The sequence below is a fragment of the Pseudochrobactrum kiredjianiae genome, assembly GCF_030362795.1.
Classification (GTDB): Bacteria; Pseudomonadota; Alphaproteobacteria; order Rhizobiales; family Rhizobiaceae; genus Pseudochrobactrum; species Pseudochrobactrum kiredjianiae.
The window spans coordinates 1-2,500 of the sequence record NZ_JAUCBM010000036.1; the positions used below are offsets into that span (position 1 = coordinate 1).

The following is a 2,500-nucleotide window of genomic DNA, read 5'->3' on the forward strand; positions in this document are numbered from 1 at the left end:
GGTCGGTTTACGAGTAAAGATCAGGCTGCGGCGTGGGCTAAATCGTTATTGTCTAAAGCTGATGCAGATTTATTATCTTATGCACGCTTGGCATATTGGGGAGAGGTTCTTGATGATTGGACTGATCGAGGGTCTCAGGCAGTCTATTTAACTGATGAACTCACTCGGCGGCTTTCAGCTTTATTGTAATGTGTTTGAAGCCAGCCTGTACATCTTTGCTGCCGTTTCAGGATAGATACTTCGTCTGCGCGTGTTCGCACGGGCCGAAGACCCTCCCCTCCTCAGTTATTTGATTTGTTTTTATTGATTGAACGCCGAAGAGGGCTTTGCATATCTGGCAGGGTGGTTGTGCGCTTGTGTATTTTTTGGGATTTAGGTTGCGTGGTGAGGATTTGAGTTTTTGTGTCCCACTTCGTGGGCTCGGCCTCTTTGTGGGCCCCTGACTTAGGTTCTTCTCTATGACCCATGACAAAAAAATACCCGCTTGAAAGCAGGTTTATTTTTTGGTTGCGGGGGCAGGATTTGAACCTGCGGCCTTCAGGTTATGAGCCTGACGAGCTACCGGGCTGCTCCACCCCGCGCCAAGCAATGAGCTTTTTGCTCTTTGCTTTTTACACTGAAGATCATTACTTCAGTGTTTAACACCCCAAATGGGTAAATTATTTGGGGGAATTGTTATTGTTTTTATTGATTGTGAGATTTTGTTTTCTGTGCCTTTTGCAGACCTGGCAGCGACCTACTCTCCCGTGTCTTAAGACAAAGTACCATCGGCGCTGGAGCGTTTCACGGCCGAGTTCGGAATGGGATCGGGTGCAGCCGCTCCGCCATAACCACCAGGTCAGCAAAGGGCACAGAAACAAATAAGAAGCTGGGTTTTTCGTGCAAATATTTGACTACGCTATTAGCGCAGTTCCGCTCTTAAGCACGCGACTGCGTGCCGGCCGTTAGGCCGCCCTCTCGGAGCCATTCACGAAGTGAATGTGGCGTGAGAGAGAAGAAACTATCAAACTCATCCTTTGGATGAGCTTGATGGATATTGATAATGAGAACAATCAAGTCGATCGAGCTATTAGTACCGGTCAGCTGCATGCGTTACCGCACTTCCACATCCGGCCTATCAACGTGGTGGTCTTCCACGGCTCTGATAGGGAATACTCGTTTTAAGGTTAGTTTCCCGCTTAGATGCCTTCAGCGGTTATCTAGTCCGTATATAGCTACTCTGCTATGCCGTTGGCACGACAACAGATCCACCAGAGATACGTCCATCCCGGTCCTCTCGTACTAGGGACAGATCCTTTCAATATTCCTACACCCACGGCAGATAGGGACCGAACTGTCTCACGACGTTCTGAACCCAACTCACGTACCGCTTTAAATGGCGAACAGCCATACCCTTGGGACCTGCTCCAGCCCCAGGATGCGATGAGTCGACATCGAGGTGCCAAACAACCCCGTCGATATGGACTCTTGGGGGTCATCAGCCTGTTATCCCCGGCGTACCTTTTATCCGTTGAGCGATGGCCCTTCCACTCGGGACCACCGGATCACTATGACCGACTTTCGTCTCTGCTCGACTTGTCTGTCTTGCAGTCAGGCGGGCTTATGCCATTGCACTCGACGAACGATTTCCGACCGTTCTGAGCCCACCATCGCGCGCCTCCGTTACTCTTTAGGAGGCGACCGCCCCAGTCAAACTACCCACCATACACGGTCCTGGACCCGGATATACGGGTCGCAGTTAGACATCTATGACGATAAGGGTGGTATTTCAAGGATGACTCCACCTGAACTGGCGTCCAGGCTTCAAAGTCTACCACCTATCCTACACATGTCGCCACAAATGCCAGTGTAAAGCTATAGTAAAGGTGCACGGGGTCTTTCCGTCTAACCGCAGGAACCCCGCATCTTCACGGGGAATTCAATTTCACTGAGTCTGCGTTGGAGACAGCGGGGAAGTCGTTACGCCATTCGTGCAGGTCGGAACTTACCCGACAAGGAATTTCGCTACCTTAGGACCGTTATAGTTACGGCCGCCGTTTACTGGGGCTTCAATTCAAGGCTTGCACCTCTCCTCTTAACCTTCCAGCACCGGGCAGGCGTCAGACCCTATACGTCGTCTTGCGACTTCGCAGAGCCCTGTGTTTTTGGTAAACAGTCGCTACCCCCTGGTCTGTGCCACCCCCATCTACTTGCGTAAAAAGGGGTCACGCTTCTTCCGAAGTTACGCGTGCAATTTGCCGAGTTCCTTCAACGCAGTTCTCTCAAGCGCCTTGGTATACTCTACCAGTCCACCAGTGTCGGTTTAGGGTACGGTCTATATGTGGGAGCTATTTCCTGGAACCGCTTCGCTGCAAGATCAATCCAATAAGACCTTACAACACACGCGATCCGTCACTACCCACAGGCCCACGAATATTAACGTGGTTCCCATCGACTACGCCTTTCGGCCTCGCCTTAGGGGCCGGCTAACCCTGCTCAGATTAACTTTAAGCAGGAACCC

1 protein-coding gene, 1 tRNA gene and 2 rRNA genes (1 of these 4 cut by a window edge) are annotated in these 2,500 nt (G+C 51.2%); 1 reads left to right on the plus strand and 3 read right to left on the minus strand.

Annotated features, from left to right (window positions below; all coding sequences use genetic code 11):
* Positions 1–189: aminoglycoside adenylyltransferase domain-containing protein (locus tag QUF18_RS20175; protein ID WP_289389034.1), on the plus strand; the 189-nt coding region annotated here is incomplete at its 5' end.
* 315 nt (positions 190–504) lie between these two features.
* On the opposite strand, the gene QUF18_RS20180 is transcribed toward QUF18_RS20175, so the two are convergent.
* The 3 genes from QUF18_RS20180 to QUF18_RS20190 form a co-directional block, all read right to left on the minus strand.
* Positions 505–581 (minus strand) — tRNA-Met (locus tag QUF18_RS20180).
* Between the two features lie 142 nt (positions 582–723).
* Positions 724–838, minus strand: a 5S ribosomal RNA gene (gene rrf, locus QUF18_RS20185).
* 210 nt (positions 839–1,048) lie between these two features.
* Positions 1,049–2,500, minus strand: a 23S ribosomal RNA gene (locus QUF18_RS20190) (it continues 1,356 nt past the right edge of the window).